This is a genomic window from Bacteroidota bacterium (assembly GCA_018698135.1).
GTDB lineage: Bacteria > Bacteroidota > Bacteroidia > CAILMK01 > JAAYUY01 > JABINZ01.
In genome coordinates this window covers 1-6,220 of the sequence record JABINZ010000034.1, presented here as the reverse complement: position 1 = coordinate 6,220, position 6,220 = coordinate 1, and the positions used below count along the sequence as shown (strand labels likewise).

General features: G+C 31.9%; 5 protein-coding genes. 2 read left to right on the top strand and 3 right to left on the bottom strand.

Going from position 1 to position 6,220, the window contains the following annotated elements; all coding sequences use genetic code 11:
• Positions 1 to 268: 268 nt before the first annotated feature.
• From HOG71_02480 to HOG71_02470, 3 genes are all read right to left on the bottom strand, one after another.
• Positions 269 to 1,006: a hypothetical protein gene (locus HOG71_02480; GenBank protein ID MBT5989695.1), complete on the bottom strand. Its 738-nt coding sequence runs from the start codon at positions 1,004 to 1,006 to the stop codon at positions 269 to 271.
• Between the two features lie 104 nt (positions 1,007 to 1,110).
• Complete coding sequence (locus tag HOG71_02475) at positions 1,111 to 3,228, bottom strand: S9 family peptidase (GenBank protein MBT5989694.1); 2,118 nt, start codon at positions 3,226 to 3,228, stop codon at positions 1,111 to 1,113.
• A gap of 229 nt (positions 3,229 to 3,457) precedes the next feature.
• Positions 3,458 to 3,874 carry a DUF1573 domain-containing protein gene (locus HOG71_02470; GenBank protein ID MBT5989693.1) on the bottom strand — a complete coding sequence of 139 codons (417 nt, stop codon included), beginning with the start codon at positions 3,872 to 3,874 and terminating at the stop codon, positions 3,458 to 3,460.
• Positions 3,875 to 4,033: 159 nt separating this feature from the next.
• Here HOG71_02470 and HOG71_02465 point away from each other — a divergent pair, with 159 nt between their 5' ends.
• Together HOG71_02465 and HOG71_02460 are read left to right on the top strand one after the other, a co-directional pair.
• Positions 4,034 to 5,335 carry a HAMP domain-containing histidine kinase gene (locus HOG71_02465; protein MBT5989692.1) on the top strand — a complete coding sequence of 434 codons (1,302 nt, stop codon included), beginning with the start codon at positions 4,034 to 4,036 and terminating at the stop codon, positions 5,333 to 5,335.
• Complete coding sequence (locus HOG71_02460) at positions 5,328 to 6,044, top strand: response regulator transcription factor (GenBank protein ID MBT5989691.1); 717 nt, start codon at positions 5,328 to 5,330, stop codon at positions 6,042 to 6,044. Before HOG71_02465 ends, HOG71_02460 begins: the two co-directional genes overlap by 8 nt.
• Positions 6,045 to 6,220 lie beyond the last annotated feature (176 nt).

Sequence of the window (6,220 nt, the reverse complement as noted above, 5' to 3'; positions counted from 1 at the left end):
TAAAAATGATTTCTCTTTCAGTCATGCATTTGTATTTAAGATTCACATAATAATGAAAACAAAATTAATAAAAATACCGCATAACAGGCTGTTTATCAGTAAACTATAAGTGTATAATTCAATATAATTTGTGTAATAATACTTTGCCTATAAGTTAGGATTGGCAAGCATTCAGAAAATGAAATGTATAATTTAATATAATTTGTGTAATAATGCTTTGACTATAAGCAAGGACTGGTAGGTATTCAGAAAAGACTTACAAAATTTATTAGTCAATAAATTGTCCTATGCACTTTTCAATCTTATTACAAAAGCTCATATATGATGAAAATCTTTTTTCATTTTCGATCTTATTGCTATTTGAAATACTATTTGATAAGACTTGGTCTTCTATGGGTTCTCTTTTTGTTTTCTTAACTATGAAATTTTGAATTATGAAACTTCGAATAACAGGATTGTTAATAGTGGTTTTATTCTTTTCATTTAGAGAATATTCTGGAATTGTAATTAATGAATTATCAGCAAAGTATTTTATTACGCTGTATATTTTCCACATTGCAATTTTATAATTGCAGTATAGTATATCATTATTCATGAGTCTTGGAAATTCGGTATACATTTCATTGCAAATCAATTTATCTTTGTATAGATGAGGTAATAATGACAATATCTTCACTGAATTAAATTTATTAATATCTTTAATTAATTTTTGTTCAGACTCTATCCACTTTAAAATTTCGTTGATTAAATCTATTTTTAACTCAACATATACCCCTTGATAAGTACATAAAACTTTAGTTTTAATTAACTCACTTTTTAATTCTTCAAGAAATTTCTCTCTCTGAAATTCTAAAAAGTAAATGGAGGATTTAACTAAATCTACAATGTTTTGATTGATTGAAGGATCAACTATATCTTTAAGGTATAGCCAAGCAATCTCTCTTGCATTCCAACAGTTATCTTCATCTAAAAAGCTCATTGTAAACAAAGGTAAAACTATTTTCATTTTTAATACTGTATCCTTTTCTATATCCTATAACAAACAGACACGGCCTAACACTCTGATATTATATGCTTTGAAAGAATAACAAGTAGCCCTGTCAGGGTTTATTATTTCACCAACCCAGCCAAATCCAGCAAAAATGCATACTCCAAAGCTGTTTCTTTATAATATTCAAAGCGGCCAGATGCACCACCATGACCTGCTTCCATTTGTGTATGCATGATCAATAAATTGTCATCGGTTTTCAAATAGCGCAGTTTGGCAACCCATTTGGCTGGTTCCCAATATTGCACTTGAGAATCATGCAAACCTGCTGTAACCAGAATATTCGGATAATCTTTAGGTTCTACATTATCATAGGGTGAATAAGAAAGCATATAGTCATAATACTCCTTTTCATTGGGATTGCCCCATTCAGGATATTCACCTGTAGTTAAGGGAATGCTTTCGTCCAACATGGTTGTAACCACATCCACAAAAGGAACAGCGGCTACTATGCCTTTATATAAGTCTGGACGCATATTCATCACAGCACCCACCAATAAGCCACCGGCACTGCCGCCCATGGCATATAGTTTTTCTTTGGACGTATACTTTATGTCAATTAAGTATTCACTACAGGCAATAAAATCGGTGAAGGTATTTTTCTTGTTCAGGAGTTTCCCGTCTTCATACCATTGCCGTCCCATTTCTTCCCCTCCTCTAATATGAGCAATGGCAAATACAAATCCTCTGTTGAGTAAACTTAGTCGTGCAGAATTAAAGCCCGGATCCATACTTGAGCCATAAGAACCATAGCCATAAAGCAGGAGCGGATTGTTGTTATCAATTTCGACATCTTTTTTGTAAACCAAAGATATTGGAACTTTTACACCATCCTTAGCTGTTGCATATAAGCGTTCTGCCTGATAATCATCTTTATTGAATTCGCCTAAAACTTCTTGTTGCTTGAGCAGGGTTTTTTCCTTGCTTTCCATGTTATAATCAAAAACAGATGATGGAGTGGTCATTGAAGTATAACCGTATCGAAGTATCCGTGTATTAAAATCAAGATTGGTTGATGTCCAGGATGTATAAACTTCCTCTCCGAATTCTAGATAGTGTTCTGCTTGGTCTTCCCATTTAATAACTCTAATTTCTGTCAAGCCATTTTTCCGTTCTTCTACCACTAGAAATTCCTTAAATATTTCGACACCTTCCAATAATACATCATCTCTGTGCTCTATAACTTCTTTCCAGTTTTTCTTTTCAGTTGCCTCAATTGGGCATTTCATTAATCTGAAATTCTTTGCTTTCCAATTCGTTTGGATGTAAAATTCATCTTTATAATGGGCAATTCCATATTCATGATTCTCTTCACGGGGAAGAAATATGCTGAAGTCGCTATTGGGTTTATCAGCTTCAATAAATCGAACTTCAGAGGAATTTGTACTCTCGCTTCCAATCAAAATATACTTTCGTGATTTGCTTTTATAGCAGTAGGAAATGAACTGTCCATCGCTTTCATGATAAACCAAAACATCTTTTTGAACATCAATCCCGAGTTGATGTCTGAATATTTTATTGGGTCGCAGGCTTTCATCTTTTTGAGTATAGAAAAAGGTTTTGTTATCATTTGCCCAAACCGCTCCACCGCTTGTATTTTTGATTTCTTCTGAGAAAATTTCGCCCGTTTCCAGATTCATTATTTTGATGGTATATAATCTTCTACTAACTGTATCAAATGAATAAGCCATTAGCTTATTATCAGGACTAATGCTATAACTACCTAATTGATAATATGCATAGCCCTTAGCCATATCATTCACATTGAGAAGTATTTCTTCTTCATTTTCTATGTTATCTTTTTTACGGCAATGAATTGGATATTCAGTTCCTTCTTCATAACGTGTATAATAATAGTAACCATTTGATTTATAGGGAACCGACATATCTGTTTGCTTAATCCTTCCCTTTATTTCTTCAAATAATGCTGTCCTGAATTCCTTTACATGTGCAAGTGATTCTTCAAGGTAATTGTTTTCTGCATTCAGATAATCAATAACATCCTTGTTTTCTCTATCATTCATCCAGTAGTACTGATCTATACGAGCATCTCCGTGTATTATTAATTCTTTTGCTATTCTTTTGGCTTGTGGTGCTTCAGGCATTTTTGTTTTATTTATACATGAATTAAGGATGACGACCACTGCAAAAGTCATACATAGTTTGAACTTATTTTGCATAGTTGTATATTGATTTTGAATTTCTTCCAAATATAAAAAGAAACTTAAGATGAACCTTCAAAAAAGGTCGTTATTCAAGTAACAAATAAGTGATTAGTGAATAGCATTAAGAATATTGTTATGCTTTAAATATCCTTTAAAAATCAAAATTGTGCTTCATTTTTTTCATGGCTTAAAAGCTCCTCATCGATTACTTTATAAAGTTCACAGCAATTGAAGTTGTATAATATTATTTTGCAGTTTCAACATGTCCTTTGAAAACCAAGTTAAAAACTTTATCAGTTCCATTTTCTTTGATATTGGTTGTAACCACAATTGATTTTCTTACGAATTTTCCAGCACTGCCTCGGGTACTAAAAGTTGCTTTTATTTCGCCACTTTCTCCTGCTGCAATTGGTTGTTGAGGCCACTTAGGAATTGTACACCCACAGCTAGGTTTTACCTTTTTTAATAATAAGGGAGATGAGCCAGTATTGGTAAACCTATAAATTATTACAGGATTGGAATCGTCAGATATTGTCCCAAGATCAATTGTTGTTTGTTCAAATTTTATATCAGGAGTAGGTATCTCTTCAGTTAATATATCTTGTCCAAAACAAACAGAAAATGTGAAAAATAGAATAGAAATTAGAATAGATGTTTTCATGTTATTATTTTTTAGATGGTTAAATAAGAACAAATGTCAGTGCTGATTTATTGAACTACTGTTAATGATACCTGAATTATTGTTAATGAAATGTTAATGATCCGAAATCGTGGTCGTGTTATTGTTTTAATATTTTAAATTGTACTCTAATTCTTTAAGATGAGAAATAATAGCATAAGGACAGTCATATTAACGGGATCGTTATTTATTGTAGGAATTCTGTTTTTCCAGTATTATTGGGTGCGGAAAGCTTATGACATGAATAAAATGATGCTGGAAAATGATATCGGTACGGCATTATACAATGTCGCTGAAAAAATATCGATTTACAATAAATCTCCTTTGCCAAGTTCAAATCCTGTTAGCCAACAAAAACATTCCTATTATGTTGTAGATATCAATAGCGAGTTTGACAAACAAACACTTGATTACTATTTAAAAACTGAATTTGAGTATAAGAATTTACCGCTGGACTATTTTTATGCTATTTATGATTGCAATTCTGGCACTATGGTTTTATGTGAATCAAGCACTCATGCAATTGCGCAACAAAAGGAAGAATATTGTCAGGAGTTTTTGGCCGTTGAAGGAATGACCTACTATTTCGGGATTACTTTTCCATCTCAAACTAAGTTTATTCTTGAGAAAATGTTGATATGGATTATTTCTTCTATAGTCTTGTTTATAACCCTGGTATTTTTTGCTTTTTCACTGCTGATTATCCTCAGGCAAAAGCGACTTTCAGAAATACAAAAGGATTTTATTAATAATATGACTCATGAATTTAAAACACCTATTTCTACCATAGGCATTTCTTCAGAAGTCCTGCTAGAAAAGGATAATATTAGAAATTCTGAGCGGCTTCAATATTATGCATTCATCATTAAAGAAGAAAGCCAGCGCTTAGCTCGTCAGGTTGAAAAAGTTCTTCAATATGCCATGATAGAGAAAAAAGAATTCCGCTTGAAAACGGAAGAAATTAGCCTGCATCAACTAATAGGCGAAGTAGTGAAAACATTTGAGCCGCATGTGAAAGAAAAAAGTGGTGAAATAACAACAAAACTTGAAGCATCAAATGATTTTATTAGGGCAGATAAGTTCCACATTAAAAATGTCCTTTTTAATCTCCTTGATAATGCTGTAAAGTACAGTCCTGAAAAAATTAAGATTTCAGTTTCAACAGAATTTGTTAATGGCTTGCTGAAAATTATTATTAAGGATAATGGAGAAGGAATTCCACACGAATATCAAAAACTCATTTTTCAAAAATTTTACAGAGTGCCTATGGGCAATATTCATGATGTTAAAGGTTTTGGATTGGGGCTTGATTATGTCAAGAATATTATTAAAATTCATCGTTGGAAAATTGATTTACTTAGTGAAGTCAATAAAGGAAGTGCATTTACAATTACTGTAGGGGGAAAGTCAGTAATAACCAATAGAAAGCAGGATAATGACTAATAAAGTTAAAATTCTATATGTTGAAGATGATGCATATTTGAGATATGTAACAAGAGATAATCTTGAAATTAAAGGATATCAGGTCATCATCAGCCAAGATGGGGAAGAGGCTTGGGAAGCATTCCAGAATTCAAAACCTGATTTATGCATTCTGGACGTGATGTTACCCAAGCTAGATGGCTTCAGTTTAGCAAAACTAATCAGACAAATAAATGTGAATATTCCCATTATCTTTTTAACGGCAAAATCGCTGAAAGAAGATAAAATTGAAGGTTTAACTATTGGAGGAGATGATTACATAACAAAACCTTATAGCATAGAGGAATTAATCCTGAAAATTGAAATATTCCTTAAAAGAAGCAAAGTTTATAAACATGATCAAAATAAATTAAAGGATTTTTCTATCGGAAACTATAATTTTAGTCCAGCTACTCTTGAACTAAGTCATTCACAGATATCGATTCGAATGACGCAAAAGGAAGCAGAACTCTTACAATTATTTCATAATAACCAGAATCGGATTGTTAAAAGAGATGAGATACTCAATGCCATTTGGGGTGAAGATGATTATTTTAAAGGAAGGTCGTTGGATGTATTTATTTCCCGATTGAGAAAATATTTATCAAAGGATTCAAAGATATGTATCGAGAATATTCATGGAATTGGATTTCGCTTGATTTTACAAAATGCAGATACTACTTTGAAATAACTTATCTTATTTTTGATTAATGCTATATCTTCTTAATGAAGTTGTTCAAAGTCGAATGTTGATAAAACACCAATGATACCAAAATAAAGATTAATATCATTGGTGTAAAAAAATATATGTTAAGTAAAGGTATAATAAAAAAGAGATCTGTCCAAGACTGAACTTTGGAAATTCAC

Coding starts and splice junctions, on each gene's coding strand:
- HOG71_02465 (MBT5989692.1), top strand. CDS start 4,034: ATGAGAAATAATAGCATAAGGACAGTCATATTAACGGGATCGTTATTT.
- HOG71_02460 (MBT5989691.1), top strand. CDS start 5,328: ATGACTAATAAAGTTAAAATTCTATATGTTGAAGATGATGCATATTTG.
- HOG71_02475 (MBT5989694.1), bottom strand. CDS start 3,228: ATGCAAAATAAGTTCAAACTATGTATGACTTTTGCAGTGGTCGTCATC.
- HOG71_02480 (MBT5989695.1), bottom strand. CDS start 1,006: ATGAAAATAGTTTTACCTTTGTTTACAATGAGCTTTTTAGATGAAGAT.
- HOG71_02470 (MBT5989693.1), bottom strand. CDS start 3,874: ATGAAAACATCTATTCTAATTTCTATTCTATTTTTCACATTTTCTGTT.